Raw genomic sequence first — 26,440 nt, 5'->3', positions numbered from 1 at the left:
ACGTTTCACGCACACTCAGGGGGTCCGGATGAAGGGTTTACTCGCGGCCGCGACGGCCGCGCTCCTGCTGGCACCGACGCCCGCGGCGGCGGCCGCGGATCCACCGGTCGGCCTCACCGGCGCGCACTGGATCTGGTATCCCGAGGGAGATCCGGTCACCAGCGCACCGGTCGCCACCCGATACCTGCGCCGCACCTTCACCCTCGCGGCCGGTGACGTCGCCGGCGCCCAGCTCGTGGTGACCGGCGACGACACCGTGGACGTCTGGGCCAACGGCACCCGGCTGGCCGGCTCCCCACGGGTGGGCGACTCCTGGAGACAGGCGATCGACGTCGACCTGGCCGGCTCCCTGCACGCCGGGTCGAACACGATCGCGATCGCCGCGCGCAACAGTGGCGGACCGGCCGGCGTCCTCGGCCGTCTGCACGCCGGCACGGTGGACCTGATCACCGACGGCTCGTGGCGCGCCGCTGCGGGCGTACCGGAAACGTGGTCCGACCCGGCGTTCTCCGATGCCGCCTGGACCACGGCGAAGGATCTCGGCGCCTATGGCGCCGGGCCGTGGGGCAGCAATGTGGCCCTGCCCGATCCGGCCGCGGCGTCGCCGGTGAGCGTGACCGACCTGACGGTGAATCGGCAGGTGGATCCGGTCGGAGTGGACAGTGCGCAGTTCGGCTGGCGGCTCGCGGCGACTGCCCGCGGGCAGATGCAGGGGCGGTATCAGATCACGGTGGGCAGCACGCCGGGCGCGGCCGACGTGTGGGACAGCGGCACGGTCGCGGCGACCAGGCAGACCGACATCGGGTACGGCGGTCCGGCGCTCGCCGCGAACCGGACCTACCACTGGCGGGTCCGGGTCTGGGACGCGCAGGGGCGGCCGAGCGGGTGGAGTCCGAGCGCCCGGTTCGACACCGGCATCGCGATGACCGCGGCGTTCGTCGGGGCGCCGCCGGCCGGCGACCTGAGCGGGGCGAACTGGATCTGGTACCCGGAGGGCGACCCGGCGTCGAGCGCGCCGGCGGCGACCCGGTACTTCCGCAGGACGGTCAGCCTCGCGGCGAGCACCACGATGGTGGTGACCGGCGACGACACAGCCGACGTGTGGATCGACGGGACCCCGGTCTCGACCAGCCCGCGGGTCACCGACTCGTGGAAGACCGCCGCAACGGTGACCGTGGCGGCCGGCACGCACACGATCGCGATCGCCGCGGCCAACACGACGGTGAGTCCGGCCGGTCTGATCGCCAAGCTCGGCGCGACGGTGACGGACGGGTCGTGGAAGTCGTCCACGTCCGGGCCGGGCGGCTGGCAGCAGTCCGGTTTCGACGATTCCGGGTGGGCCGCGGCCAAGGTTCTCGCCGGTTACGGCAGCGGCCCGTGGGGCAGCCAGGTCCAGATTCCCGGCCCCTCCCCTTACCTGCGGAAAGGTTTCACCATCGGCAAGCCGGTAGCGCGGGCTCGCCTGTTCAGCACCGCGCTCGGGCTGCACGACACCTACCTGAACGGGGCGAAGGTCGGCACCGAACGACTCGCGCCGGGCTGGACCGACTACAACAAACGGCTGCAGTACCGGGGATTCGACGTCACCCCGGCCATCAGGCAGGGCGCCAACGCGCTGGGCGCGCAGATCGGCCGAGGCTGGTATTCCGGAAACATCGGATTCGCGGGGAGTCAGCGCTATGGCACCCAGCCGTGGTACGCCGCCCAGCTGATCATCGAGTTCACCGACGGAACCTCGACCACCGTGCAGACCGATGGCAGCTGGCGCACCACATCGAGCAATGTCCGCGCCGACGACCTCTACGCGGGCGAGACGCAGGACGCCCGTCAGGTCATCACCGGCTGGAACAATCCCGGCTTCGACGACAGCGCCTGGACACCGGTGACGGTGCGGACCGGCACCCACCCGGCCCTGGTCCCCCAGCTCGACCCGGGCGTCACCGTGCAGCAGGAGCTGCGCCCGGTCGCCGTCACCCAGCCCAGGCCCGGCGTGTTCATCGCCGACCTCGGGCAGAACTTCACCGGCTGGGACCGGCTGCGGGTCAGCGGCCCGGCCGGCACCACGGTCACCCTGCGGCACGGCGAGATCCTCAACGCCGACGGCACGCTCTACACCGCGAACCTGCGGGGCGCCCAGGCCACCGACCGCTTCACCCTGGCCGGCGCCGGAACTGAAACGTTCGAACCCCGATTCACCGTGCACGGCTACCGCTATGTGGAAATCACCGGATACCCCGGCACGCCCACCGCGGACAGCCTGACCGGTCTCGCGGCGTGGACGAACGGCGCCGCCACCGGCACGTTCACCAGCTCCGACGCGACGCTCAACAGGGTGCAGCAGGCCATCCTGTGGGGCGCACGCTCGAACCTTCTCTCCATCCCGACCGACTGCCCGCAGCGGGACGAGCGGCTCGGCTGGACCGGGGACATCGCCGCGTTCGGCGCGACGTCGACGTTCAACTTCGACACGTACGGGCTGCTGAACAAGTTCGCCACCGACCTGGTGGACGCGCAGCACGGCGACGGCGCGTTCACCGACGTGGCGCCGGACGTGCTGGGCGGGGCCGGTAAGGCGGGCTGGGGCGACGCGGGCGTGATCGTGCCGTACACGATCTGGCAGCGCTTCGGCGACCTCGGTCCGGCCGACCGGACGTTCGCGGCGATGGCCCGCTGGGTGGACTACCTTCGCGGCACGGCCGGCGCCGATCTGATCCGCAACCAGGACACCTACGGCGACTGGCTCAACGTCGGCGACGGCACCGGCAACGATCTGACCAGTACGGCGTATTTCGGCTGGTCGGCGCGGCTGGTGTCGCGGATGGCGGCGGCCACCGGGCGTACCGCGCAGGCCGCGTCCTACGGCACGCTGGCCGACCAGATCGCGACCGCGTTCACCAACCGGTTCGTCGGCGCCGACGGGACCGTCGGCACCGGCAGCCAGACCGGGTACGTCCTCGCCCTCGCCTTCGGGCTGGTCCCGGCGAACCGGGCGCAGGCGGTCGCCGACAAGCTGGCCGCCAAGGTGGCGTCCCGCGGCGGGCATCTCTCGGTCGGCTTCATGGGCGTGGAGAACCTGCTGCCGGTGCTCGCCGACCACGGGCACGCCGACGTCGCCTACCAGATCCTCCAGCAGCCGGACTACCCCGGCTGGGGTTACATGATCTCGCGCGGCGCCACCACGATCTGGGAGCGCTGGGACGGCATCCGCCCGGACGGCAGCCTCCAGGACCCGGGGATGAACTCGTTCAACCACTACGGACTCGGCTCGGTCGGCGACTGGATGTACCGCCAGGTCGGCGGGGTTGCCCCGGCCGCGCCCGGTTACGCCCAGGTGCTGCTCGCGCCCAGGCCGGGCGGCACGCTGACGTCCGCGTCGTCCGACCTGACCACGGCCTACGGCCGGGTCCGCAGCGCCTGGAGCCGGTCCGGGTCCGCGATCACCTTGCAGATCGTGGTCGCGCCCGGCACCACGGCTACGGTACGCGTTCCCGGCGCGACCGTGACCTCCGCTCCGCCCGAGGCGGTCCCGGTCGGCGGCACGTCCTACGTCGTCGGCGCCGGCACCTACACCTTCACCTCGACGCTCTGACGGCAGTCCCACCCGGCCGGTGGTCGCCACCACCGGCCGGGCTGTGAAACCGGCCTCAGCCTGTGAATCACACTCCGGCTTCAGCCTGTCTTGCGGCGGAGCAGCGGGGGCGACGCCGTATTCGTCATCCCGGACTCGTGCTCATGCCAGCGGCGCGTGAGCCTGGGAAGGGTTGTGCCGCAGACGGAGACCGGTGCGGTACAGCTCCACCAGCAGCGGGCGTAATTGTTGCCCGGCCGGGGTGAGCGAATAGGTGACGCGGCTCGGGAACCCAGTGACCGCCCGCCGCTCGACCAGGTTCTGAGAGCGGAGTCGCCGGATCCGTTCGTCCAGCACCTTGTCACTGAGCTGTGGGAGCGCGGCGCGGAGTTCGCTGAACGACAGTGGACCGTGCATCAGTTCGCGCAACACGAGGGTGGTCCAGCGTCCATTGATCGCGGCGAGAGCCATTTCCACCGGACATTCCGCGTCGGGGCGGTCGGTGCGGCCGGCATCGTCGGGGACCAGGTCGATATCCCATCGGTGGCTCACCGTTTGGTGAGCCACGGCGTTCTCCGCTTGGCTGTGATCATGGCTGGACATGAGTACATGATGACGCGGACCACGGAGGCGACCCGGCACCCTGCGGCCTTCGCTGCGGCGTTCGACAGCGGTGATGTAGCGGCGGTCGAGGCGATGTATGAGGACGACGCACTTCTGGTGCCGGAGCCGGGCAACGCGGTGAGCGGTGCAGACCGTGCCGCTGCCACCGAGCGGTTTCTGGCGCTGGGACTGCCGATCCAGGTACGGCCTAGACACGTCTACACCGCCGGTGACATCGCGCTGCTGATCGTCGACTGGACGATCGAGGGCACCGGGCCGGACGGCGTACCCGTGCACATCGACGGTACCGCCACCGACGTCGCTCGCCGCGGTGCGGACGGCACGTGGCGATATGTGATCGACAACCCGTTCGGCGTGGCGTGAACGGCATCGGACCACAGGCGGCCGGCCGGCGGAGCCGGAGGAACCCCGAGCCGCGCCACAGGTTGACTGCCAAGTCAGAGCACGATCCAGGGGGTCACGCCGATCGGGCCGGTCTCGTCGTGGAAGGCCAGCCGGGTCGGCCCGGTGCCCAGCCCGTCGAAGGCGAACCGGCCCCACGCGTCCGTGGTCGTCTCCCGCACGCCGCCGAGCTGCTCGGCCCGCACGTCCAGCCGGCGCACCGGGGCGACCTGCCCGAGCACGGTGACGTGCGGCCCGTCGACGGTGACCTCGATGTCGATGTCGACCTCGCCCATCCGGTAGGTCCGCAGCAGACTCCCGCCACCGCGGACCGCCGCGGTGGCCGGCGCGGTGCTGTCCACCAGCCGGGCGAGCTCGGCGTCCGGGTCACGCCAGTCGAACGCGGCCAGGGCCGCCTCGACCACCTGATCCGGGGGCGGGTCGGCGCCGTCGAGCATGGCGCCGAGACGGCGCAGCAGGGAGTCGTCGCTGTCGGTCATGAGGGGGCCGCCGTTTCGGTGAGGGCGCCGCGCAGCGCGGCGAGGCATCGGGCCCGGGTCGGGCCGAGACTGCCGACCGCCATGTTGAGCTGGTCGGCGGCTTCGGCGTACCCGCCGCTGGGCGGGTCGACGACGAGCAGCCGGAGCAGGGCCTGGCAGCGGGCCGAGATCTGCTCGAACGCGGTCCACAGCTCCCGGTCCCGATCGGCCAGCAGGATCTCGTGCCCGGGTGCCGGGCCCTCGTCGGCCAGGTTCACGAAGGTCTCGTCGACGGCCGGGCTCTCCCGGCGGCGCAGCAGGTTGATCGACTCGCGCCGGGCGGTGGCCGCCAGCCAGGCGCCCAGCCGCTCCGGCCGGCGGATCCGGCTGAGGTGCTCGACCAGCCGCAGCCAGGTCATCTGGCTGACGTCGGCGGCGTCGGCGGCGTCCAGCCGGAAGCCTCGGGCGATCGACCACACCAGGTTCGCGTACCGTTGCACGATCTGGCCCCAGGCCGCGCGGTCGCCGTCGGCGGCGGCCCGCAACCAGCCGGCGACCTCGTCCGGTGTCGGGGTGGCGGCTGCCGTCATCACAGCGCCGGGAGGTCGCCGAAGCGCCGGCCGGCGGCCGCGATCACGTCCCGCAGGGCATCGCGCGCCGAGCTGCCGCGGGCGATCCTCTCGGCGACGCCGGCCACCACGTACGGGGTGGCGAACGACGTGCCGCTCCAGCTCGCCCAGCCGGTCGGGAACTGCTGGTGCGCGATGTACGTGCTGATCACGTCGGCGCCCGGCGCGGCCGCCGTGAGCCAGCCACCGGAGTTGCTCCAGTCGCACAGGCCGGTGCCGTCGTGCGCGGCGATCGCGGCCACCCGGTCGGCGAACGACGCGCCGGTGCCGGCGAACGCGGCGGGCCAGAACGGGTCGGTGGCATTGCCGTCGTTGCCGGCCGCGGCGACGACCACCCGGTCACCGCTGCCCAGCAGCCGGCGCAGCGCGGCCCGCAGCCCGAGCGGCGGCGTGCCGTCGACGGTGTAGCCGCCCAGCGACAGGTTGACCACGCGGGCCGCCGGGTCGATCCGGTCCAGGCCCCGGATCAGGTTGTCCTCGGTGCAGATGCCGAACGTGTCGAGCACCCGGATCACGCTGATGTCGGCCGTGCGGGTGCGGGCGGCGACCACGCCGGCGATGAAGTTGGCGTGCCCGACGTCGCCGTCGAGGACGCCGTCGTTGTCGACGTCGGTGTCGGTCTCGACGTCGACGGTGCCGTGGGCGTACACCGCCGGCGGCAGGGGGCTGTCCTTCCACAGGCCGGTGTCGAGCACCGCGACCGGCACCCGGCGGGCCGCGGCGCCCACCGGCAGCAGCGCGGCCGGCGCGGCGGGCTGGGGCGGGCCGTACGGGCCGCCGTGCCCGAACACGTTGCCGGTGGCGACGAAGACGTGGTTCGGCGCGACCAGCGGCTCCGGCGCGTCCGTCTCGGCGCGCACGGCCGCGACGGTCGCGGGGATGTCGGCGTGCGGGGCGATGTAGCGCCGCAACCCGGGCATCAGCTCCTCGTCGCCGGACACGTCGACACCGCCGCCGGCCAGATGACGCTCGGCGGCCCGCCGGCCGTCGTCGAGCACCAGCAGCTCACCGGCGACGTGCCAGGCGGTCGCGCCGGACGCGGTCCGGGACGAGCGCAGTTGTGGCAGGCTCTCCAGCCGCTGCCTGCGGCGATTGCGGTACGCGGTGAGACGGGCATCCGAGGGCATGACAAGCTCCTTTCACGACGCGTAAACATCACAATGGACAAAGGGTCCCACCAGTCAGACGGTGCCGATCAGCCCCTGATACAGGGAAAGCTGAGTTTTTTGGCGCCGGTGAGAGGACCCTTTGGTGCTCGACGATCCGATCGACGAGCCGCTCAAGGCGGCCCGGTATGCCCTGGAGCAGGTCACCGCCGATCCGGAGCGCGCCGCCGGGCTGGCGCGGCGGGCCCGGGAGGCGGCCCGGCGCGGTGGCGATCCGGCCGCCGAGTCGACCGCGCTGCGGGCGCTGGGCCTGGCCGCCCGCGAGCACGGCGACGCCCGGGCGGCGCTGCGCCACCTGCGGCGGGCGGTGCGGGTGGGCGGGGACGCGAGCGGGCCGGCGTACGCGGCGCGGGCCCGGATGAGCCTGGCGCTGATGCTGATGGAGTCGGGCCGGCCGACCCAGGCGCTGACCGAGATCGAGCAGGCGGCGCCGCACCTCGACGGGCTGGACGGCACGCGGCTGCGCATGCAGCGGGCGCTGATCCTCGACCGGCTGGGACACCTGGACGTCGCGATGGGCGAGTACACCGCGTCCATCCAGCAGTTCGCCGCGGCCGGTGACCGGCTCTGGCTGGCCCGCGCCCTGACCAACCGCGGCAACCTGCACATCCACCGGCCGGCGATCGCGGCCGCGCGGGTGGACCTGCTCGCCGCGCACCGGCTGTACCGCGAGCTCGGCCAGGAACTCGCGGCCGCCCAGGTCGAGCACAACCTGGGGTACGCCGCGGCGTGCGCCGGCGACCTGCTGGCGGCGATCCACTGGTACGACCGGGCGGACGACTACTTCCGGGTGCACGGCCGCTCGCCGATGGCGCTGATCGGGCGCAGCGAGCTGTTCCTGCAGGCCCAGTTGCTGCCCGAGGCCCGGGCGGCGGCGAGCGCCGCGGTGGCCGAGGCGCAGCGCGGCACCATGCGGTTGCACGAGGCCCAGGCCCGGCTGATGTACGCACGGGCCGCGCTGGCCGGTGGCGACCCGGAGGCGGCGATGCGGGAGGCGACCGTCGCGCGGCAGTCGTTCGCCCGGCAGCGATTCGGGCCGTGGACGGCCATGGCCCAATACCTGCGGCTGCGGGCGGGCGACGCGGGCTCGCCGGCCGCCCGGCTGCGAGCGGTGCGCGCGGTCGCGGCGAGACTCGCCGAGGAGGGCCTGCCCGCGGCGGCGCTCGACGCGCGGCTGTTCGCCGCGAGCCTGGCGGCCGGGCGGGCGGACGCCGCCGAGGACCTGGAGGTGGTGCTGACGGCCGGGCGCCGGGGTCCGGCCTCGCTGCGGGCCCGGGCCTGGCACGCGGCCGCGCTGCTGCGCGACGCCGCGGGCGACACCGCCGGGGCGCGGCGGGCACTGTTGGCCGGGATCCGGGTGCTGGACGCGTACCAGGCGGCGCTGGGCGCCACCGAGCTGCGGTCGCTGGCCGGCAGCTACGCCGCCGACCTGGTCACCACCGGCGTCCGGCTGGCGTTGCGCGGCGGCCGGCCGGCCGTGGTGCTGTGGTGGTCGGAACGCCGCCGGGCTGTGGCGCTGCGGCTGCCGCCGACCCGGCCGCCGCGGGAGAACGACCTGGCCGCCGACCTCGACCAGCTCCGCGGGATCGCGTCGGCGGCGCACGTCCCGGTGGCCACCCGCGGCGGCGGGCAGTGGCGGGAGCAGCGGGCCATCGAGGAGCGCATCCGCCGGCGCAGCTGGCAGGCGGCCTCGGCGGACGCGCCGGGCGGCCCGCCGCAGCCGTTGCGCCCGGCACAGCTCACCGCCCGGCTCCAGGACCGGCTGGCCGGCCGTACGCTGATCGAGCTGGTCACCGTGGACGGCGCGCTGCACGCCGTCGCGGTGTCCGCCCGGGGCTGCCTGATCCGCCCGCTCGGGCCGGTCGCGGCCCCGGTCGAGGAGTCCGCCCTGCTGCGGTTCTCGCTGCGCCGGCTGCTGCTGCCGGGCGGCACGGCGGCCACCCGGCGGGCCGCCGCGGCCAGCGCCCGGCACGCGGCGCAACGGCTGGACGCGCTGGTGCTGGCCCCGGTGCTGAACGCGCTGGGCGTTCCCGAGCCGTCCGGCCTGGTGCTGGTGCCGGCCGGGGCGCTGCACGCCACCCCGTGGGCGCTGACCGCCTCCTGCTGGGGACGGCCGCTGGTGGTGGTGCCGTCCGCGACCGCCTGGCTGACCGCGGACGCGGCGCCGGCCTCCGGCGGGCACACCCTGCTGGCCGCCGGTCCCGGCCTGGCGCACGCCCCGGCCGAGGTACGCCGGCTGCGCGAGCTGCACCCGGCGGCCACCGTGCTGCTCGGCGAGCACGCGCGGGCCGAGGTGGTGCGGCGCGCGCTCGACGGGGCACGGCTGGCGCACCTCGCCGCGCACGGCGCGTTCCGTGCCGACAACGCGATGTTCTCGCACGTCACGCTCTCCGACGGCCCGTTCACCGTGTACGACATCGAACGCCTGGCCCGCCCGCCGCGCACGGTCGTGCTCTCCGCCTGCGACGTGGGCCTGTCCGCGGTGCATCCCGGCGAGGAGCTGATGGGGCTCACCTCGGCGCTGCTCGGCATCGGCACCGCCACGGTGCTGGCCAGCGTGCTGCCGGCCCGGGACTCGGCGGCGCTGGAACTGATGGTGGACCTGCACCGCCGGTTGGCCCGCGGGGTGCGGCCGGCCGCGGCGCTGGCCGCCGCCCAGGTCGCGGTGGCCGGCGCGGAGGGCGAGGCCGACGCCGGGCTCGCCACCGCGGCGGCGTTCGGCTGTTACGGCAGCGGCTGACCGTCCGGGCACCGGGGCCGGCGGGGCGACCCGCCGGCTTTTTTCGTACCCGGCATCGGAGCGGCTGTTCGGACATCGACAGGAGACGTTGACGAACCAGTGACATATCTGAAACATTAAATGCCCCGCTTCGCAAGAACTGAGCAGAACGACGAAATTTTGCTCTAACAGGCTGGAAAAGCGGGCCTCTCCCCCACCTCCCAGGACGGACTTCATGAAGCCCAGAACACTCAGCCGCAGGCTGGTCAGCGCGGCCCTGGCGGCCGGCCTGGCCGTCCTCGGCCTGTCCCCGGTGGCCGCGCGGGCCGCCGGCGGGACCAACCTCGCGCTCGGCAAGGCGGTCTCGGCCAGCGGGGCGCTCGGCGCGCAGCCCGCCTCGGCCGTCAACGACGGCAACGCGAACTCCTACTGGGAGAGCCCGAACAACGTCTTCCCGCAGTGGATCCAGGTCGACCTGGGCGGCACCGCCGCGATCGACCAGGTGGTGCTGAAACTGCCCCCGGCCACCGCGTGGGCCACCCGCACCGAGACGCTGAGCGTGCAGGGCAGCACCGACGGCTCGGCGTTCAGCACGCTCTCGGCGTCGGCCGGGCGCGTCTTCGACCCGGCCACCGGCAACACCGTCACGGTGACCTTCACCGCGGCGACCGTCCGGTACGTGCGGGTGCACATCACCGCCAACACCGGCTGGCCCGCGGGCCAGCTGTCGGAGCTGGAGATCTACGGCACGGCGGGCCCGACCACGCCGCCGACGGATCCGCCGGCCGGCTCCAACCTGGCCGCCGGCAAGCCGGCCGAGGCGTCCTCGGTCACCCAGAACTTCGTGGCGGCCAACGCCACCGACGGCAACACCGGCAGCTACTGGGAGTCGGCCGGCTTCCCGTCGACGCTGACCGTGAAGCTGGGCGCCGACGCGAACGTCACCGGCGTCGTGGTCAAGCTCAACCCGGACGGAGCGTGGGGCGCGCGGACGCAGAACCTCCAGGTGCTCGGACGGGCCCTCGGAGCCACCGGGTTCACCGAGCTGAAGGCGCGCGCGGACTACGGCTTCAACCCGTCGACGAACCAGAACACCGTGACGATCCCGGTCAGCGGCAAGGCGTCCGACGTCCAGCTGCAGTTCTTCGGCAACACCGGAGCGCCCGGCGGTCAGGTCGCCGAGTTCCAGGTGATCGGCGCCTGGGCACCCGCCCCGAACCTGGCCGTCACGTCGGCGACCTGGAGCCCGGCCACCCCGGACGAGACCTCCACCATCGCCCTGAGCGCGGTCGTCCGTAACTCGGGCGCTCTCGCCTCGACCGCGACCACGCTGGACTTCAAGCTCAACGGCGCCGTCGTGGCCACCGCGAACGTTCCGGCGCTGGCGGCCGGCGCCACCACCACGGTCACCGGCAGCGTCAGCCCCCGGGCCCAGGGCAGCTACACCGTCGCGGCGACCGTCGGCGGCGCCACCTTCACCGCGAGCTCACCGCTGGTCGTGGCTCAGGCGCCGGGCCCGGACCTCCAGGTCACCGCGATCAACCCGAACCCGGCGAACCCGGCGGTCGGCGCGGCGGTCAGCTTCACCGTCGCCGTGCAGAACCGCGGCACCAGCACCGCGGCGGCCAGCACCACCAAGGTCACCGTCGGCGCCGTCACGCTCACCGGCGCCACCCCGGCCGTCGCGGCGGGCGCCACCACGACCGTGACCATCGGCGGCACCTGGACCGCGACCAGCGGCGGCGCGACCGCCGTCGCCACGGCGGACTCGGCCGGCGTGGTCACCGAGACCAACGAGAACAACAACACCCTGTCGAAGTCCATCGTGGTCGGTCGCGGCGCCGCCGTGCCCTACACCGAGTACGAGGCGGAGGCCGCCCGTTACCAGGGCACGCTGCTCCAGCCGGACGCGCTGCGCACCTTCGGGCACACCAACTTCGCCACCGAGTCCTCCGGCCGGCAGTCGGTACGCCTGACCAGCACCGGCCAGTTCGTCGAGTTCACCTCGACCAACCAGGCCAACTCGATCGTGGTCCGCAACTCGGTCCCGGACGCCGCGAGCGGCGGCGGCCAGGACTGGACGATCAGCCTCTACATCAACGACGTGTTCGCCCGGAAGCTGACCCTCAGCTCCCGCAACAGCTGGGTGTACGGCACCACCGACGACACCGAGTCGCTGTCCAACACCCCGCAGGCCGACGCACGGCGGCTGTTCGACGAGTCGAACGCGCTGCTCGGGCAGTCGTACCCGGCCGGCACCAAGTTCAAGTTGCAGCGCGACGCCGGTGACGCGGCGAGCTTCTACGTCATCGACCTGATCGACCTGGAGCAGGTCGCGGCGCCGCTGAGCCAGCCGGCCGGCTGCGTCTCGATCACCACCTACGGCGCGGTGCCGAACGACGGCATCGACGACACGGCCGCCATCCAGAAGGCGGTCACCGACGACGAGAACGGCGTGATCGGTTGCGTCTGGATCCCGGCCGGCCAGTGGCGGCAGGAGCAGAAGATCCTCTCGCCGGACCCGGCTCGGGGCCAGTGGAACCAGAAGGGCCTGCGCAACGTGGTGATCCGGGGCGCCGGTATGTGGCACACCCGGCTCTACTCGGACACCCAGCCGCAGAACGTGGTCGGCAACATCAACCATCCGCACGAGGGCAACGTCGGCTTCGACATCGACGACAACACCCAGATCTCCGACCTGGCGATCTTCGGCAACACGCAGAACCGGGCGAACCGCGGGCACGGCCTGAACGGCCGGTTCGGCAAGAACACGAAGATCAGCAACGTGTGGATCGAGCACGTCAACGTCGGCGCCTGGGTCGGCCGCGACTACTCGGACACGCCCGCCTACTGGAACCCGGGCGACGGCGTGGAGTTCACCGGGATGCGGATCCGCGACACGTACGCCGACGGGATCAACTTCTCCAACGGCACGCGCAACTCGCGGGTGTTCAACTCCTCGTTCCGTACCACCGGTGACGACGCCCTCGCCATCTGGGCCAACCCGTACGTCAAGGACCAGAGCGTCGACATCGACCACGACGACCACTTCGTGAACAACACCGTGCAGCTGCCCTGGCGGGCCAACGGCATCGCGATCTACGGCGGGTACGGCAACTCGGCGGAGAACAACCTGGTCTCCGACACCGCGAACTACCCGGGCATCATGCTGGCGACCGACCACAGCCCGCTGCCGTTCTCCGGCACCACGCTGATCGCCAACAACGGGCTGTACCGCACCGGCGGGGCGTTCTGGAACGAGGACCAGGAGTTCGGCGCGATCACCCTGTTCCCGTCCACGAAGGACATCACCGGCGTCACCATCCGGGACACCGACATCATCGACTCGACGTACGACGGCATCCAGTTCAAGAACGGTGGCGGCGCCATGCCGAACGTCGCCATCACCAACGTCCGCATCGACAGGTCGAACAACGGCGCCGGGATCCTGGCGATGAGCGGGGCCCGCGGCAACGCCACCCTGTCCGGCGTGACGATCACCAACTCGGCGGACGGCAACGTCGTCATCCAGCCGGGCTCCCAGTTCACCATCGCCGGAAGCTGACCCGACACCGACCGGGAGGCGGCCAGGGCACCTGTGCCCTGGCCGCTTTCGGTACGCCTGAGCACGAACTATTCGAGTTTCCCGGGCCGGCACTCGGATGGTTCGATGTCGGCGTGATCGAAGAGCACGGGGTCGAGGCGCAGGGACGACTGGTCCCCGCAGAGGACGGCGACGTCCTGGTATCGGTGTCGGTGGGCCCGGCCGGCGAGGCAGTCGCCCTCTGGACGGCCACGACCGACCACGGCGCGTTGACGTCGGTCACGACGTCACCCGGCTGGGCCACCTTTCCGGACGCCCGTGCCGCCCGCCCGGCCGGCGCCCGGGTCACCGTGCACACCCCGGACGGCACCCGGGTGGTGCGGATTCCCTCGATGCCGCTCGCGCACGCCACCGCCCAGCCCCTCCCGGACGGCCGGATTCTCGTGGTCGCCGCCCGCTGCCGGTGGCGTCCGGACGGCCCGGACCACAACGCGATCGTGTACGACCCGACCGGCGCACCGGTCAGCCGGCACGTCTTCGGCGACGGCATCGAGCATGTGTACACCACGCCGTCCGGCGGCGCGTGGGCCGGCTACTTCGACGAAGGCGTCTACGGCAACTACGGGTGGGCCGGCCCCGGCCCCTCGCCGGTGGGTGACTGCGGTCTGATCCGATTCGGTCCGGACGGGGCACTCGACTGGCGCTTCGACGAGCTGGACGATCTGCCGTTCATCGACGACTGCTACGCCCTCAACGTCACCGGCGAGACCGCCTGGGCGTGTTACTACTCCGGCTTCCCCCTCGTGCGCGTCCAGGACGGCCGGGCCACGGTGTGGCGCAACGACCTCGCTCACGGCGCCCGCGCGCTGCTCGTCGGCGACGGCAGGGTGGCGCTGGCCGGCGGCTACCGCGGCGACCGCGACCGCCTCGTCGTCGCCGAGCTGGGCGACGGCGTCCTGCACGAGACGGGCCGCTACCGCCTCACCCTCCCCGGCGGCGACCCGCTACCGGACGGCGCGCGCCTGGTCGGACGCGGCCCGGACCTGCACGTCTTCGCCGGCCCCGACTGGTATCGCCTGCGGATCGACGCGGTCAGCGGGGCCCGGACGTGATCAGGCGGTCCAGGACCGCGCGGGCGGCCAGGAGCTTGTCGATCGACGACGTGATCCGGGCGCGTTCCTCGGTGAGGCCATCGATCAGTTCCGGACAGGTGGGGGCGAGCGTCGTCACGTCGTCCGGGATGCAGGGCAGGATCTCGGCGATCACCGTGGTGGTCAGGCCGGCCGAGAGCAGCAGGCGGATGTGCTGGACGACGCGCACCGCCGCTTCGTCGTACTCGCGGTAACCACCGGCGGTGCGGCCCGGCCGGAGCAGGCCCTGCTCCTCGTAATAGCGCAAGGCCCGTGGGCTCACCCCGCCGCGACGCGCCAGTTCGCTGATCCGCACGGCGCGAGCCAAACACGACTTGACCTTCACGTCAACGTCAACGTCTAGCGTCGCGGCCATGTCCGTACCGAAAGAATCCGTGCCGAAAGAAACCGTCGCCGTCCTCGGTCTCGGCCCGATGGGCCGGGCCCTGGCCACCGCGCTCCTCCGCGCCCACCATCCGACCGTGATCTGGAACCGGACCGCGAGCCGCGGCGGCCCGCTCGTCGATCGCGGCGCGTCACCGGCGCCGCACCCGGCCGAGGCCGTCCGCCGGGCGTCGGTCGTCATCTGCTGCGTGCTCGACCACCGCGCTCTCGCGTCCGTCCTCGCCGAGGTGGACGACTGGTCCGGCACCGTGCTGGTGAACCTGACGAGTGGGCACGCCGGCGAGGCGCGGGACATGGCGGCCTGGGCCGCCGAGCGATCGCTGCCCTACCTCGACGGCGCCATCCTCACGCCCGCGCCCACGATCGGCACACCGGCCGCGTCCATTCTGTACAGCGGCCCGGAGTCGCTGTTCGAGCGGATCCGGCCGGTGTCGGCGTCGCTCGCCCCGAACACCAGGTTCGTCGGGACCGATCCGGGCGCGGCGGCCGGCTACGAGATCGCGCTGCTCGACCTGTTCGCCACGGCGGTCGGCGGGGTGGCACACGCCTTCGCCCTGGCAGCCGCCGAGAAGATCGAGCCGCGCGCCTTCGCGCCGCTGGCCCGGGGCATCGGCGGGCTGCTCACCGACCAGATCGACAGGTTCGCGGAGCAGCTCACCGAGGGCCGTTTCCCGGCGCCGATCTCGAACCTCGCCTCGATGTCGTCAACCATGGAGCACCTGATCGAGGCGACGGCCGCGAGCGGCCTCGACGACGGGCCGCTGCGCGCGTTGGCGACGATCGTCGGCCGGGCGATCGCCGCCGGGCACGGCGACCAGGGCTATGCCCGGCTCACCGGCGCCATGTCCGAGTAAAACCGATTTTCGGTACGCCCACAGCTCCGCCGACGGTGCCGGCGTGCCCTCAGACTCCCGCCGCGCGGGCCTCCTTGTGCAGCCTCCGCGCCACCGTGATCAGGCCGTCGAGGTCGTCGGCCACCGACGTGAGCGTCACGTAGGCATGATCGACGCCGGCCTCGGCGAGCGCGACCAGGTCCTCGGCGATCTGCGCCGCGTTGCCGGTGTACGGCCGGCGACCCGCGGACGGAACCTCGTCGAGATCGCGGACACCCAGCTGGAAGATGCAGCTGATCGACGCGGGATCCCGGCCCTCCTCGGCCGCCTGCGCCCGCAGCCCGGCGAGGACCTCGCCGACCTGGCGCGGCGGGATCGCCGTCGGCAGCCAGCCGTCGGCCCGCCGCACGATCCGGGACAGCGCGGTCCGGTTGCCGCCGGCCAGGAAGATCGGGACCCGGCGGGCCGGTTTCGGGTTCACGTGGCTCGGGGCGACGCGGTACCGCTCGTTCGCGAAGGTGACCGGGTCGGGTCCCCAGGCCGCCGCCGCGACGTCCAGGAACTCGTCCAGCGCGGCGCCCCGCTCGGCGATCGGCCGCGGCGCGGTGGCCGCGAACTCGTCGATCGACCAGCCGCTGCCCAGCCCGGCGATCACCCGGCCGCCGGACGCCGCGTCCAGCGCGGCCAGGCTGCGGGCCAGCCGGAACGGCAGGTGCAGGCCCGGGACCAGCACCCCGGTGCCCAGCTCGGCCCGGCTGGTCACGGCGGCCGCCAGGGTCAGCGTGACCAGCGCGTCCGTGGTGTGCGAGTAACTGTCCGGCCAGGGCAGATCGGGGACCCCGTAGAGGCCGTGCGGCCCGCTGCTGTCCACCGGCGCGAGAATCCGCTCGTAGGCCCAGAGGCTGTCGTAACCGATCTCCTCGGCCGCCTTGGCGAACTCGGTGACGTCACGCGCCAGGTCGTACTTGTTGGTCTGGGGAAGGTTCACACCGAGCCGCATGCCGCGCAGCCTATCCGCCGGCGATCCACAGAGGAGCCCGATCTTCACGGTTAGGGTGTGCGGATGCACATCGACCTGGTCACCCTGATCGTCGACGAGTACGACCCGGCGATCGAGTTCTTCACCGGGCTGCTCGGCTTCACGCTCGTCGAGGACTCCCCGTCGACGACCACCGACGGGCGGCCCAAGCGCTGGGTGGTGGTCCGCCCGCCGGGTGCGCAGACCGGGCTGCTGCTCGCCCGCGCCGACGGTGAGCGCCAGCGGACCGCGGTGGGGGCGCAGACCGCCGGCCGGGTCGGCTTCTTCCTCCGGGTCGACGACTTCGAGACGGTCCACCAGCGGTTGCTCGACGCCGGCGTCACCTTCACCCGGCCCCCGCGAGCCGAACCCTACGGCCGGGTCGCCGTCTTCCTGGACATCGCCGGAAACCAGTGGGACCTGCTCGGCCCGGCGTGAGCCGAGCGCCGAGGTCCGCCCCCGGTCGCGGCGAGGCGTCACGGCGGCTGGCGAACCCGCTACCATCGTCAGCGACTCGCAGATCGGAGCAGCCATGTCCGTGGACGACGACATCTCAGGGTGAATCCCCCGCTGCGGCCACCGACGCGTTCATAAGAGCGCCGTCCGCGTGGCCCATGTCGTCGTTCCCGGACATTTCTCAGGCGCTCGCGAGGTTTCCGCATGTCTATCATTTGCACCAGTCTGTCCTTTTCCTGGCCGGATGACACCCCGGTCTTCGACGACCTGTCGATCAGCGTGCCCGAGGGCCGCACCGGCCTGGTCGCCGCGAACGGCGCCGGCAAGAGCACCCTGCTCCGCCTGATCGCCGGCGAGTTGCACCCGACCGGCGGCAGCGTTGCCGTCGACGGCGTGCTCGGTTACCTCCCCCAGCACCTGCCGTTCGTCGCCGGGCAGAGCGTCGCCGAGGTGCTCGGCGTCGACCGGATCCTGGCCGCGCTGCACGCCATCGAGTCCGGCGACGCGGCCGAGGAGCACTTCACCACGATCGGCACCGACTGGGACGTCGAGGAGCGCACCCGCGCCGAGCTGGACCGGCTCGGGCTCGGCGGGATCGACCTGGACCGGCCGCTGGGCACCCTCAGCGGCGGCCAGGCCGTCTCCCTGGGTCTCGCCGCCCAGCTGCTGAAACGCCCCGACGCGCTGCTGCTCGACGAGCCGACCAACAACCTGGACGGCCCGGCCCGCGAGCGGCTCACCGAGGTGCTCCGCTCCTGGTCCGGGTGCCTGCTGGTGGTCAGCCACGACCGCGCGCTGCTCGACGAGATGGACCGGATCGCCGCCCTCGACCACGGCACGATCCGCTGGTACGGCGGGAACTTCAGCGCCTATCACCAGGCGCGCGAGGCGGAGCAGGAGGCCGCCGAGCGGGAGGTCCGCAGCGCCGAGCAGGACCTCAGGCGGCAGAAACGCGAGATGCAGCAGGCCCGCGAGCGCGCGGCGAAACGAGCCTCGAACGCCGCCCGCAACCTGGGCGACGCCGGGCTGGCCCGGATCGTCGCCGGCGGGCTGAAACGCGACGCGCAGGTGTCCGCCGCCAAGTCGAACGAGACGCACGCGAACCGGGTCGGCGAGGCGCGCGCCCGCTACGACCAGGCGTCCCGGGCGGCGCGGCAGGACGACACGATCGTCCTGGAGCTGCCCGGGACCACGGTTCCGGCGGGACGCACGGTCTTCCGCGGATCCGGGATGCAGATCGCGTACGCCGGAACGCCCGTCTTCGCCGGTGCCGGCCTCGACCTGGACATCCGCGGGCCGGAACGGATCGCCCTGGTCGGGCCGAACGGCGCCGGCAAGTCCACGCTGCTGCGGATGATCGCCGGGGCGGACACCGCGCACCGGGTGGCGTACCTGTCCCAGCGTCTCGACCTGCTCGACCCGGACCGGACCGTCGCCGAGAACCTGGCGTCCTGGGCGCCCGCGCTGCCGGACACGGAGCGGATGAACCTGCTGGCCCGGTTCCTGTTCCGGGGCTCGCGGGCGCACCTGCCGGTCCGGGTGCTCAGCGGCGGCGAGCGGTTGCGGGCCACGCTGGCGTGCGTGCTGTTCGGCGAGCCGGCGCCGCAGCTGCTGCTGCTCGACGAGCCGACCAATAACCTCGACCTGGACAGCGTGGCCCAGCTGGAGGCGGCGCTGGCGGCCTATCAGGGGGCGTTCGTGGTGGTCAGCCACGACGAACGGTTCCTGGCCGGGATCGGGATCACCCGCCGGCTCCGCCTGGAGGCGGGCCGCCTGACGACGACGTAGGAGGCCGCTGTGCTCGCTGATCTGCCGACGCCGTGCGTGACCGTGGACGCCGGGGTGCTGGAGCGCAACCTGCGTGCGATGGCCGCCGGGGCCACCGGGCGCGGGCTCGCGCTGCGGCCGCACGCCAAGACGCACAAGTGCGTGGAGATCGCCCGCCGCCAGGTCGAGCTGGGCGCGGGCGGACTCACGGTGGCGACGATCAGCGAGGCGGAGGTGTTCGCGGACGGCGGGCTGGACGATCTGTTCATCGCGTACCCGATCTGGCCGTCGCCGCAGCGTGCCGCCCGCCTGCGAGCCCTGGCCGGGCGGGTGGCGCTGCGGGTCGGCATCGACTCCGCGGCGAGCGCGGAGGCCCTCGCCCGGGCGGTGCCCGGGCTCGAGGTGCTGGTCGAGGTGGACAGCGGGCATCACCGCAGCGGCGTCGGCCCACGGTCCGCGGGCGAGGTCGCGGTCGCCGCGGATCAGGCCGGTTTGCGGGTACGCGGGGTGTTCACGTTCCCGGGTCACGCCTACGGACCGGGGCGGCAGCGCCCGGCCGCCGAGGACGAGGCGACCGCCCTGGCCCTCGCCGCCGAGTCGGTGTCCGCCAAGGGACTGGACGCCGGGGTGCGCAGCGGTGGCTCCACGCCGACCGTCACGTTCAGCGGCGCGGATCCGCTCACCGAGCTGCGTCCCGGTGTCTACGTCTTCGGCGACGCCCAGCAGGTCGAGCTCGGCAGCTGCGGCTGGGGCGAGGTCGCCCTGACGGTGGCGTCCACCGTGGTCAGCCGCTCCGGCCCGCGGGTGATCCTGGACGCGGGCAGCAAGGTGCTCGGCGCCGACCGGCAGGCCTGGGCGACCGGCTTCGGCCGCCTGCTCGGCCACCCCGACGCCCGGATCACCGCGCTGTCCGAGCACCACGCCACGGTGACCTTCCCGGACGACGTCCCGGTCCCCCGGCTCGGCGACGTCCTCCGGGTGGTTCCGAATCACGTCTGCGCGACCGTCAACCTGGCCGACGAGCTGATCGTCGTGTCGGACGGTGAGCAGGTCGACCGGTGGGCGGTGGCGGCCCGGGGCGCCAACACGTGAGCCGGCCCGGGGCGCCCGGGTCGTAGAGTTGTCGTCGTGCCCCGACCTCGCGCCGCCGCCCGGACCATCGAGCATCCCGCCGTCGCCGAGGTCTCGCTCCAGCAGCTCCTGGAGGCTCTGGTCGATCCGGTGCGCCGCTCGATAGTCGCCCAGCTGGCCGCCGCCGGCGCCGGGATGGCCTGCGGCTCGTTCCGGACCTCGGTGTCCGACTCGACGCTGACCCACCACTTCGCCGTGCTGCGGGAGGCCGGCGTGATCCGGCAGTCCTACGCGGGCACCACGAAGCTGAACACGCTGCGCGCCGACGAGCTGGAGTCCCGCTTTCCCGGGCTGCTCACCTCGGTCGTGGCGGCCGAGGGCGACGGTACATAATCCGATCGCCGTCAAAGTTTGACCGCTATTGAACTTCGGGCTAGCGTCGGGCGCATGGCGAGAATCGTGCAGTTCGATCGGCTCGGCGGGCCCGAGGTGCTGGCTCTGCGGGACGTTGCTCCGGGCGTACCGAAAAGGGGCGAGGTGCGGATCCGGGTGCAGGCCATCGGTCTGAACCGGGCGGAGATCATGTTTCGCGAGGGCGACTACTTCCTGACGCCGCGGTTCCCGTCGACGCTGGGTTACGAGGCGGCCGGCCTGATCGACGCGGTCGGCCCGGACGTGACCGGCTTCGCGCCGGGCGATCCGGTCGCGGTCGTGCCCGCCTTCTCGCTCAACGACTACGGCACCTACGGTGACCAGGTGATCGTCCCGGCCTCGGCGGTGGTCACCCGGCCCGCGAGCGTCGATCCGGTCACCGCGGCGGCGGTCTGGATGGCCTACATCACCGCCTACGGGCCGCTGGCCGAGAGCGGCGAGGTGCGGCCCGGCGACCACGTGCTGATCACCGCGGCCGCCAGCAGCGTCGGGCAGGCGGCCCTGCAGATCGCCCGGCACGTCGGCGCGGTCCCGATCGCCACCACCCGCTCGGCGGCCAAGCGGCAGCGGCTGCTGGACGCCGGCGCGGCGCACGTGATCGTCACCGGCGCGGAGGATCTGCCGGCCCGGATCAAGGAGATCACCGGCGGGGCGGGCGTGCGGCTGGCCTTCGACCCGGTCGCCGGGCCGGGCGTGGAGACCATCGCGCAGGGCATCGCGCCCGGCGGCAGCCTGGTCGTTTACGGCGCGCTGGATCCGCGGCCCACCCCGCTGCCGAACGCGCGGTCCTACCCGGCACTGTCCACCCGCACCTACACGCTGCACGAGATCACCACGGATCCGGACCGGCTGCGGCGGGCGGTCGCCTTCGTCACCGCGGGGCTGACGTCCGGCTCGTTCACCCCGGTCGTGGACCGCACCTTCGACCTCACCGAGATCGCCGAGGCGCACCGTTACCTGGCCGCCTCGGACCACGTCGGCAAGATCGTCGTCACGGTCTGAGCACCCGTCAGTGGGCCGCCAGCACATGGATGCGGCGGCCTGCCGGACTGTCCGCGATCAGGTACGTCACCGTGGGATGGTCGATCTCGGTGCCGTCACCGCGCTGCCGGGAGAACGTGCCGTCGACGAGCGCGGACGTCGAGTTCAGCACCGTCACCCTTGAGGTCACCAGCTCGGTGCGGGCGTAGGACGCGTCCCACAGGGTCGCGACCTGCTGGTCCAGCAGCCCGGTGACCTCGTCGGCGGTCATCAGCGGGAACGCGCCGACCGCGGTGGTGACCAGGAGCGGGACGGCGTAGTAGTCGAGCAGCACGGCGACGTCCCGCTCGCGGCGGGCACAGGCCATGAAGGCCGCGAGGTACTCGTCGAACCATCCGGCCACATCGTCCACGGAACGAACCTACCGCGAGGTGCGGGTGACGGATCAGAGCAGACCGGCGGCCTTGGCCATGTGCTCGGCGTACCAGGCCGGCCAGTCCTCGTCGTACTTGCCGCCCAGCTCCTGCGCCTCGTGCTTGCCGTGCGCCGTGGCCGCGTCGCGCAGCGCCCGCTCCAGCTCGGCGACCGAGCCGTAGACGACGTGGCTGATCCGGCCCGGGCGGCGGGAGGTGACCTCCTGCATGAAGAACACGTTGCCGTCCGGGTCGGTGAACGACGCGAACGAGCCGTACGACTGCCGCTCCGGGTGCGGGCCGGGCACCCGGTCGATCGTGCCGGCGTGGTGGAACACGCCGCCCGCGTCGTGGAACGCCTCGCTGACCTCGGCACCGTGCGCGATCAGGTCGGCCCTGGCCGCCTCGATGTCGTCGACCACGAAGTGCACGACGCCCCGCGCCGAACCGGGCTCGGCCTCGGTCACCCCGCTGCCGATGATGATCGACGCGGCCGAGCCGGGCGGGGTGATGTGCACGACGCGGAACCCGTCGGGGCCGCGGAAGTCGACGTCCACCCGCCAGCCCAGCCTGCCGAAGAAGTCCTTGGACCGGTCCACGTCGGCCACCGGCAGGACCACGATCTCCACCTTGAAGTCCACCATCGTCGGTTCCTCCCCCTCTGGGCCGGACGGTCGTTCCGGCCTCACGGGGACCACTCTGCCGCGCCCGGCACCCCGGTCACCCCCGTGGAAGCCACTGGTCGACTCCCGGGGCGGCCCCTGGGGACGGCTCCGGGCGTACCGAAAACCGGTCTAAGCGGAAGCGGCAGCGGACCGTGCCTGACGGTGATAGGTCGGGGCGGTCTTGCGGCGGTAGAGGCCGTGGCGGATCTCCGAGACGTAACCGTCGAGTTCCGGCATGCCCATCCCGGTCGCGACGGCGATCTCGGCCTCGCTGTCGTAGGGCACCCGGACGAACTGGATGCCGAAGGGAGCCGGGTCCGGGCTGCCGAGGACGCCCTCGAGGATGGTGTAGACCGGGGTGGGATCGTCCATCGAGTTGCCGACGCTGCCGGTGTTGAACAGGGTGCGGCCGCCCGGACCGACCTCGTAGAACGGGTCGTGGGTGTCGCCGTAACCGACGACGGTGGGCTCCGGATGGGTGGCGCCGGTCGCCTCGGTGTTGGCGAACATGCCGGTGAACTGGGCCTCGTCGTGGTCGAAGCGGACCCGGTGGTGGACGCTGGTCGCCGACGCGTGGAAGAGCCGGACCTGCCGCCCGCTGAGCCGGAAGTCGTGGCAGAACGGCAGCGAGCGCAGCCACTCGCCCTGCCCCTCGCCGAGCTGGGCGAGCCACCATGCCAGGCCCTCGCTGTCCTCGGTGCGGGCCGGGTCGGGCAGGAAGTCGTCCCAGTTGCCGCGGATGTGCACCGTGCAGCGCCGGCGGCAGAGCTCGATCACCTCGCGGCCGCGCGGGCCCTTGCCGACGTAGTCGCCGAGGTTGTAGATCTGCTCGATGCCGCGGGCGTCGATGTCGGCGAGCACTGCCTCGAGCGCGGTCAGGTTGCCGTGGACGTCGGAGATCAGCGCGATGCGGTCGGGCACCCGCAAATCTTAAGGACACCGGACTAACCCCCGGCTGCAACCGGTCTGAACTCGCCGGTGATCGGGACGCGGCCGAAGCGGAGGTCGTGACCGGACGTCGTATCTCGAAAAGCCGTGCCGTGGCCCTGACCTGCCTGCTGGCCGCCGGCGTGCTGGCGCCCTCGGCGCCGGCCGCCGCCGATCCCGGAGCCGGCCTGGCCGACCGGCTCGCCGCGGTCCGCACCGCGCGGACCATCAACTACTACCCGTCGGACGCCGGCTGGTCGGCCATGTGGACCCGGTTCGACCCGGTACGCGTCGACGACGACCTGGCCCGGGCCGCCGAGCTGGGCGCGAACAACGTGCGCGTGGTGGTGTTCCCGCGGGTCTTCGGCTTCCCCGAGCCGGACCCGGACTACCTCGCCAAGCTGGACAAGTTCGTCAGCATCGCGGACTCGCACGGGATGACCGTGAAGCTCACCCTGTTCGACTGGTGGTCCGCGTACAAGAACGCGCGCGGCAGCGCCACCTGGGCGAACGCGGTGATCGGCCGGTACGCCGACGACCCGCGGGTGCTCACCGTGGAGCTGAAGAACGAGCTGGCGCCGGACGACGAGCCGGCGGTCCGCTGGGTGCGCCGGCTCATCCCGGCGGTCCGGGAGACCGCCCCGGACATGCCGCTCACCGTCTCGGTGAACAGCGGACCGGGCGGCCTGGCCCGGCTCAAGGAGGAACTGGCGGACACCCCGCTGGACTATTACGACTACCACTTCTACGGACCGTCCGAACAGGCGCTCGCCGAGATCGAAGAGGCCCGCGCCGCGGTCGCGCCGGACCCGGTGGTGATCGGCGAGACCGGGCTGAGCACGGCCGCGAGCAGCCCCGGCGAGCAGGCCGCTTATCTCGCCCGGGTGTTCCGGGCGGCCGCGACCGCCGGGGTGGAGTCGGTGGCACCGTGGACGCTCACCGACTTCGCCGACGGCGCGATCCCGAGCAACGCGGCGGTCTCGCTGATGCCGGCGCAGTACCGGTACGGCCTGTTCCGCACCGACGGCACCCCGAAACCGGCCGCCGCGGTGGTCCGGGCCGCCTGGTCCGGTATCGACACGGCCGCCGACGTGCTCGACCTCAGCTTCGAGGCGGACCCGGCCGACTCGCCGTGGCGCGACAACCTGCCCGGGTACGGCGTCGCCGAGCCCACCGACGAGATCGCGCACGACGGCGTCCGGTCGGTCCGGTTCTCCGGCACCGGCCGGGACCGGCGCGGCCTGCCGTCGCTGCGGATCTCCCCGATCACGCCGATCCAGAGCGGCCAGTTCTGGCGCGCGACGGCGTGGGCCCGCGGTGAGGACGCCACCGGGACCACCGAGATCGCGCTGAGCTGGTTCGACGCCGAGGGGCACTGGATCGGCCAGGACGTGTCGGACCGGCTGCCGGGCGGCACGACGGACTGGACCCGGTTGTCGGTGATCGGGGTCGCTCCCCCGGGCGCGGCCGGCCTCCAGCTGCACCTCAAGTCCGGCGACAACGCCGGCACCGTCTGGTACGACGACGTCACGCTGGACTGAGCGGCCGCAGCGTGGCCAGGTAGTCGTCCAGGAGCTCGACCTGCCGCTCGGGCGGGTACGCCGCCGGGTCGAACAGGGACTGCACCACCAGGCCGAGGACGAACGCCTGGGCGGCGGACGCGATCCGCTCCGGGTCGCCGGGCGGTAGCTCGCCGAGCTCCTGGGCGGCGGCGACCCGCTCGCGCAGCCGGTGCCGGCCGGCGGCGTACTTGCGGGCATAGTCGCTGCTCAGGTCCGGCTCGGAGAGGGCGGTGTCCCAGGAGGAGACCCAGATCCGGTTGCTGTCGGTGGCCTCGGGCGTCAGCGGCAGGATGTCCAGCAGGGCGTCCCGGAGCGCGGTCAGGCCCTCGCCCGTGTGGCGGCGGGGGCGCGACATGGTGCGCCGCTCCAGGATGTCCAGGGCATGGGCGACCAGGGCCTGCTTGGTCGGGAAGTAGTGGGTCAGCAGGCCGGTGGTCGCGCTCAGCTCGGCGGCGACGGCGCGCAGGGTGAGACCGGCGAACCCCCGGGTGGCCAGGACCCGCCAGACCGCCTCCGAGACGTCGCGGCGGCGGGCCTCGTGATCTCCCTTGGTGCGTGGCATGCTGTCACGGTACATTCTCACAACGCTTGTTATGTGAATGGGAGGTGCCCGTGTTTTCCCTGCCGTTGCGCTCCGGCGCCCACCTCGCGCCGCTGGAGGTCTGGCACGCCGAGGAGTTCGCCGCGCACCTGGACCGGGCCCGCGAGCACATCCGCCCGTGGGTCGGCGCGAGCTTCATCGGCGCGGACGTCAGCGCCACCCTGCGGCGCTACGCCGATCGGCAGGCCGCCGACGGGGCCCGGCTCTACGGCATCCGGCGGGACGGGGTGCTGGTCGGCGGCGTGATGTTCGTGGCGTTCGACGCGGCGGGCGGCTGGTGCGAGCTCGGCTGCTGGCTGGAGCCGTCCGCCGAGGGACACGGACTGATCACCGAGGCCTGCGGGGTGCTGCTGGACTGGGCCTTCACGGTGCGCGGGCTGCACCGCGCGGAGTGGCACTGCCGCGCCGACAACGAACGCAGCGCCGCGGTCGCCAAACGCCTCGGCATGACCCTGGAAGGGGTACGCCGCGAGGCCTGGCCGTTCCGCGGCGTCCGTTACGACAAGCAGGTCTGGTCCGTCCTCGCGCCGGAGTGGCGAGCACCCTCCCGGCCCTAGGCTGGACCGGTGCGACTGCTGCTGATCTCCGACACCCACGTCCCGAAACGGGCCCGGGACCTGCCACCACCGCTGTGGGCGGCCGTCGACGAGGCCGACGTGGTGGTGCACGCCGGGGACTGGGTCGACGTGACGCTGCTGGACGCGCTGGAGCGCCGAGCCGCGCGGCTGATCGGGTGTTACGGCAACAACGACGGCCCGGCGCTGCGTGCCCGGCTGCCCGAGGTGGCGCGCGCCTCACTCGGCGGCGTACGGCTCGCGGTGGTCCACGAGACCGGACCGTCCGGCGGCCGCGAGCGCCGCTGCGCCGAGCGGTTCCCGGACACCGACGTGCTGGTCTTCGGGCACTCGCACATCCCCTGGGACAGCGTCGCGCCGGGCGGGTTGCGACTGCTCAACCCGGGCTCCCCGACCGACCGCCGCCGGCAGCCGGACTGCACCTACCTGACCGCGACGGTTGCCGGCGGCGAGCTGACCGACGTCGTCCTGCATCGCCTCCCCCACCGGTGATC

At 73.0% G+C, this 26,440-nt stretch carries 24 protein-coding genes; 14 read left to right on the top strand and 10 right to left on the bottom strand.

Annotation, left to right across the window (positions count from 1 at the left end; all coding sequences use genetic code 11):
- The first annotated feature begins 28 nt into the window (after nucleotides 1-28).
- The gene (locus Aiant_RS37790) at nucleotides 29-3,589 is read left to right on the top strand and encodes an alpha-L-rhamnosidase (RefSeq protein WP_189331472.1); all 3,561 of its coding nucleotides are present in this window, start codon (nucleotides 29-31) and stop codon (nucleotides 3,587-3,589) included.
- A 141-nt stretch (nucleotides 3,590-3,730) separates the two neighbouring features.
- Here the strand turns inward: Aiant_RS37790 and Aiant_RS37785 are convergent, their stop codons facing one another.
- Nucleotides 3,731-4,045 (bottom strand): winged helix-turn-helix transcriptional regulator, encoded by a 315-nt coding sequence (locus Aiant_RS37785; protein ID WP_212847305.1) that lies wholly within the window; start codon nucleotides 4,043-4,045, stop codon nucleotides 3,731-3,733.
- A gap of 114 nt (nucleotides 4,046-4,159) precedes the next feature.
- Between Aiant_RS37785 and Aiant_RS37780 the strand changes: the two genes are divergently transcribed.
- The gene (locus Aiant_RS37780; protein WP_189331474.1) at nucleotides 4,160-4,555 is read left to right on the top strand and encodes a YybH family protein; all 396 of its coding nucleotides are present in this window, start codon (nucleotides 4,160-4,162) and stop codon (nucleotides 4,553-4,555) included.
- A gap of 74 nt (nucleotides 4,556-4,629) precedes the next feature.
- On the opposite strand, the gene Aiant_RS37775 is transcribed toward Aiant_RS37780, so the two are convergent.
- The 3 genes from Aiant_RS37775 to Aiant_RS37765 are packed head-to-tail and all read right to left on the bottom strand — an operon-like array spanning nucleotide 4,630 to nucleotide 6,808.
- On the bottom strand, nucleotides 4,630-5,073 hold the full coding sequence (locus Aiant_RS37775) for a hypothetical protein (RefSeq protein WP_189331475.1): 444 nt from the start codon (nucleotides 5,071-5,073) through the stop codon (nucleotides 4,630-4,632).
- Complete coding sequence (locus Aiant_RS37770) at nucleotides 5,070-5,642, bottom strand: RNA polymerase sigma factor (protein ID WP_189331476.1); 573 nt, start codon at nucleotides 5,640-5,642, stop codon at nucleotides 5,070-5,072. Before Aiant_RS37770 ends, Aiant_RS37775 begins: the two co-directional genes overlap by 4 nt.
- Nucleotides 5,642-6,808 (bottom strand): S8 family peptidase, encoded by a 1,167-nt coding sequence (locus tag Aiant_RS37765; RefSeq protein ID WP_189331477.1) that lies wholly within the window; start codon nucleotides 6,806-6,808, stop codon nucleotides 5,642-5,644. The genes Aiant_RS37770 and Aiant_RS37765 overlap by 1 nt, the downstream gene beginning before the upstream one ends.
- 397 nt (nucleotides 6,809-7,205) lie before the next feature.
- Between Aiant_RS37765 and Aiant_RS37760 the strand changes: the two genes are divergently transcribed.
- From Aiant_RS37760 to Aiant_RS37750, 3 genes are all read left to right on the top strand, one after another.
- A complete protein-coding gene (locus tag Aiant_RS37760) occupies nucleotides 7,206-9,587 on the top strand; it encodes a CHAT domain-containing protein (RefSeq protein ID WP_229830308.1) in 2,382 nt (793 codons plus the stop codon).
- Nucleotides 9,588-9,801: 214 nt separating this feature from the next.
- Complete coding sequence (locus Aiant_RS37755) at nucleotides 9,802-13,131, top strand: galactose-binding domain-containing protein (RefSeq protein WP_189331478.1); 3,330 nt, start codon at nucleotides 9,802-9,804, stop codon at nucleotides 13,129-13,131.
- 113 nt (nucleotides 13,132-13,244) lie between these two features.
- Nucleotides 13,245-14,222 (top strand): hypothetical protein, encoded by a 978-nt coding sequence (locus Aiant_RS37750; RefSeq protein WP_189331479.1) that lies wholly within the window; start codon nucleotides 13,245-13,247, stop codon nucleotides 14,220-14,222.
- Here the strand turns inward: Aiant_RS37750 and Aiant_RS37745 are convergent.
- Nucleotides 14,203-14,556, bottom strand: a complete 354-nt coding sequence (locus tag Aiant_RS37745; RefSeq protein ID WP_189331480.1) for a MerR family transcriptional regulator — start codon at nucleotides 14,554-14,556, stop codon at nucleotides 14,203-14,205. The two genes, Aiant_RS37750 and Aiant_RS37745, sit on opposite strands and share 20 nt — an antisense overlap.
- 58 nt (nucleotides 14,557-14,614) lie before the next feature.
- Here Aiant_RS37745 and Aiant_RS37740 point away from each other — a divergent pair, with 58 nt between their 5' ends.
- Nucleotides 14,615-15,499, top strand: coding sequence for an NAD(P)-dependent oxidoreductase (locus Aiant_RS37740; protein WP_189331481.1), 885 nt, complete (start codon nucleotides 14,615-14,617; stop codon nucleotides 15,497-15,499).
- A 49-nt stretch (nucleotides 15,500-15,548) separates the two neighbouring features.
- Here Aiant_RS37740 and Aiant_RS37735 read toward each other — a convergent pair whose 3' ends face one another.
- The gene (locus Aiant_RS37735) at nucleotides 15,549-16,478 is read right to left on the bottom strand and encodes a TIGR03619 family F420-dependent LLM class oxidoreductase (protein WP_189331482.1); all 930 of its coding nucleotides are present in this window, start codon (nucleotides 16,476-16,478) and stop codon (nucleotides 15,549-15,551) included.
- 63 nt (nucleotides 16,479-16,541) lie between these two features.
- Between Aiant_RS37735 and Aiant_RS37730 the strand changes: the two genes are divergently transcribed.
- The 5 genes from Aiant_RS37730 to Aiant_RS37710 all read left to right on the top strand — a co-directional run bounded on the left by Aiant_RS37730 (nucleotide 16,542) and on the right by Aiant_RS37710 (nucleotide 21,224).
- On the top strand, nucleotides 16,542-16,934 hold the full coding sequence (locus tag Aiant_RS37730) for a VOC family protein (RefSeq protein ID WP_189331483.1): 393 nt from the start codon (nucleotides 16,542-16,544) through the stop codon (nucleotides 16,932-16,934).
- A gap of 222 nt (nucleotides 16,935-17,156) precedes the next feature.
- Nucleotides 17,157-18,740 carry an ABC-F family ATP-binding cassette domain-containing protein gene (locus tag Aiant_RS37725; protein ID WP_189331484.1) on the top strand — a complete coding sequence of 528 codons (1,584 nt, stop codon included), beginning with the start codon at nucleotides 17,157-17,159 and terminating at the stop codon, nucleotides 18,738-18,740.
- 9 nt (nucleotides 18,741-18,749) lie between these two features.
- Nucleotides 18,750-19,811: an alanine racemase gene (locus tag Aiant_RS37720; protein WP_189331485.1), complete on the top strand. Its 1,062-nt coding sequence runs from the start codon at nucleotides 18,750-18,752 to the stop codon at nucleotides 19,809-19,811.
- Nucleotides 19,812-19,847: 36 nt separating this feature from the next.
- Complete coding sequence (locus Aiant_RS37715; RefSeq protein WP_212846643.1) at nucleotides 19,848-20,183, top strand: helix-turn-helix domain-containing protein; 336 nt, start codon at nucleotides 19,848-19,850, stop codon at nucleotides 20,181-20,183.
- 54 nt (nucleotides 20,184-20,237) lie between these two features.
- Entirely contained in the window at nucleotides 20,238-21,224 is a 987-nt protein-coding gene (locus tag Aiant_RS37710; protein ID WP_189331486.1) for a zinc-dependent alcohol dehydrogenase family protein, read from the top strand.
- Between the two features lie 7 nt (nucleotides 21,225-21,231).
- Here the strand turns inward: Aiant_RS37710 and Aiant_RS37705 are convergent, their stop codons facing one another.
- The 3 genes from Aiant_RS37705 to Aiant_RS37695 all read right to left on the bottom strand — a co-directional run bounded on the left by Aiant_RS37705 (nucleotide 21,232) and on the right by Aiant_RS37695 (nucleotide 23,202).
- Nucleotides 21,232-21,615, bottom strand: coding sequence for a DUF6841 family protein (locus Aiant_RS37705; protein WP_189331487.1), 384 nt, complete (start codon nucleotides 21,613-21,615; stop codon nucleotides 21,232-21,234).
- Between the two features lie 33 nt (nucleotides 21,616-21,648).
- Nucleotides 21,649-22,260, bottom strand: coding sequence for a VOC family protein (locus Aiant_RS37700; RefSeq protein ID WP_189331488.1), 612 nt, complete (start codon nucleotides 22,258-22,260; stop codon nucleotides 21,649-21,651).
- 150 nt (nucleotides 22,261-22,410) lie between these two features.
- Nucleotides 22,411-23,202, bottom strand: a complete 792-nt coding sequence (locus Aiant_RS37695) for a metallophosphoesterase family protein (protein WP_189331489.1) — start codon at nucleotides 23,200-23,202, stop codon at nucleotides 22,411-22,413.
- Nucleotides 23,203-23,288: 86 nt separating this feature from the next.
- Here Aiant_RS37695 and Aiant_RS37690 point away from each other — a divergent pair, with 86 nt between their 5' ends.
- On the top strand, nucleotides 23,289-24,749 hold the full coding sequence (locus tag Aiant_RS37690; RefSeq protein ID WP_229830228.1) for a cellulase family glycosylhydrolase: 1,461 nt from the start codon (nucleotides 23,289-23,291) through the stop codon (nucleotides 24,747-24,749).
- Here Aiant_RS37690 and Aiant_RS37685 read toward each other — a convergent pair.
- The gene (locus Aiant_RS37685; RefSeq protein WP_189331490.1) at nucleotides 24,736-25,332 is read right to left on the bottom strand and encodes a TetR/AcrR family transcriptional regulator; all 597 of its coding nucleotides are present in this window, start codon (nucleotides 25,330-25,332) and stop codon (nucleotides 24,736-24,738) included. The genes Aiant_RS37690 and Aiant_RS37685 overlap by 14 nt on opposite strands.
- Nucleotides 25,333-25,382: 50 nt before the next feature.
- Here Aiant_RS37685 and Aiant_RS37680 point away from each other — a divergent pair, with 50 nt between their 5' ends.
- Both Aiant_RS37680 and Aiant_RS37675 read left to right on the top strand, forming a co-directional pair.
- A complete protein-coding gene (locus Aiant_RS37680; protein ID WP_189331840.1) occupies nucleotides 25,383-25,928 on the top strand; it encodes a GNAT family N-acetyltransferase in 546 nt (181 codons plus the stop codon).
- Nucleotides 25,929-25,937: 9 nt separating this feature from the next.
- A complete protein-coding gene (locus Aiant_RS37675; RefSeq protein ID WP_189331491.1) occupies nucleotides 25,938-26,438 on the top strand; it encodes a metallophosphoesterase family protein in 501 nt (166 codons plus the stop codon).
- Nucleotides 26,439-26,440: the final 2 nt, after the last annotated feature.

Origin of the sequence: Actinoplanes ianthinogenes (assembly GCF_018324205.1) — a bacterium.
In the GTDB taxonomy this organism is placed as follows: Bacteria; Actinomycetota; Actinomycetes; order Mycobacteriales; family Micromonosporaceae; genus Actinoplanes; species Actinoplanes ianthinogenes.
The sequence above is the reverse complement of the archived record's forward strand: the minus strand, read 5'-3'. Positions and strand labels throughout refer to the sequence as shown.

What these genes read in the sequence shown, in the direction of transcription:
- Aiant_RS37730 (WP_189331483.1), top strand. Translation starts at nt 16,542, where the DNA reads ATGCACATCGACCTGGTCACCCTGATCGTCGACGAGTACGACCCGGCG.
- Aiant_RS37710 (WP_189331486.1), top strand. Translation starts at nt 20,238, where the DNA reads ATGGCGAGAATCGTGCAGTTCGATCGGCTCGGCGGGCCCGAGGTGCTG.
- Aiant_RS37685 (WP_189331490.1), bottom strand. Translation starts at nt 25,332, where the DNA reads ATGCCACGCACCAAGGGAGATCACGAGGCCCGCCGCCGCGACGTCTCG.
- Aiant_RS37755 (WP_189331478.1), top strand. Translation starts at nt 9,802, where the DNA reads ATGAAGCCCAGAACACTCAGCCGCAGGCTGGTCAGCGCGGCCCTGGCG.
- Aiant_RS37770 (WP_189331476.1), bottom strand. Translation starts at nt 5,642, where the DNA reads ATGACGGCAGCCGCCACCCCGACACCGGACGAGGTCGCCGGCTGGTTG.
- Aiant_RS37740 (WP_189331481.1), top strand. Translation starts at nt 14,615, where the DNA reads ATGTCCGTACCGAAAGAATCCGTGCCGAAAGAAACCGTCGCCGTCCTC.
- Aiant_RS37760 (WP_229830308.1), top strand. Translation starts at nt 7,206, where the DNA reads ATGAGCCTGGCGCTGATGCTGATGGAGTCGGGCCGGCCGACCCAGGCG.
- Aiant_RS37735 (WP_189331482.1), bottom strand. Translation starts at nt 16,478, where the DNA reads ATGCGGCTCGGTGTGAACCTTCCCCAGACCAACAAGTACGACCTGGCG.
- Aiant_RS37790 (WP_189331472.1), top strand. Translation starts at nt 29, where the DNA reads ATGAAGGGTTTACTCGCGGCCGCGACGGCCGCGCTCCTGCTGGCACCG.
- Aiant_RS37700 (WP_189331488.1), bottom strand. Translation starts at nt 22,260, where the DNA reads ATGGTGGACTTCAAGGTGGAGATCGTGGTCCTGCCGGTGGCCGACGTG.
- Aiant_RS37765 (WP_189331477.1), bottom strand. Translation starts at nt 6,808, where the DNA reads ATGCCCTCGGATGCCCGTCTCACCGCGTACCGCAATCGCCGCAGGCAG.
- Aiant_RS37775 (WP_189331475.1), bottom strand. Translation starts at nt 5,073, where the DNA reads ATGACCGACAGCGACGACTCCCTGCTGCGCCGTCTCGGCGCCATGCTC.
- Aiant_RS37725 (WP_189331484.1), top strand. Translation starts at nt 17,157, where the DNA reads ATGTCTATCATTTGCACCAGTCTGTCCTTTTCCTGGCCGGATGACACC.
- Aiant_RS37780 (WP_189331474.1), top strand. Translation starts at nt 4,160, where the DNA reads ATGGCTGGACATGAGTACATGATGACGCGGACCACGGAGGCGACCCGG.